This is a genomic window from Streptomyces sp. MK37H (assembly GCF_018035285.1).
Classification (GTDB): domain Bacteria; phylum Actinomycetota; class Actinomycetes; order Streptomycetales; family Streptomycetaceae; genus Streptomyces; species Streptomyces endocoffeicus.
This window is the reverse complement of the sequence record NZ_JAAAYH010000892.1, coordinates 1-352: the sequence shown is the minus strand read 5'-3', so window position 1 is coordinate 352 and position 352 is coordinate 1. Positions and strand designations below refer to the sequence as shown.

General features: G+C 72.4%; 1 pseudogene. It reads left to right on the top strand.

The annotated features are described in order from the left end of the window. Window positions 1–352, top strand: a pseudogene (locus GWI24_RS44640) (carbohydrate ABC transporter substrate-binding protein); the annotation flags it as partial.

Here is a 352-nt window from a genome sequence, read left to right as displayed (position 1 = left end):
GGAGACGCTCGCCGAGCTGTGGGGCACCAAGGGCCTGGTCGCGGGCGGCCGGGGTGGTGCGCTGCAGACCGCGTTCCCGGACTCGGTCACCAAGGCGTTCGGCAACAAGGCGGAGCCGGATGCGGGCATGGTCTTCGAGGCCGACTTCGTCGCCGCCAATGTCGCCGACGCGGGTGCGGAGCTGGACCGGGACGCGAAGGTGTTCCCGTTCCCGGCGGTGGGCGCGGACGCGCCGGTGGTGACCGGTGGCGACGTCGGCGTGGTGCTGAAGAACAGCAAGGCGGCGCAGGCGCTGCTGACCTTCCTCGCCTCACCGGACGCTGGGACCATCTGGGCCCAGTCCGGGGGGTTC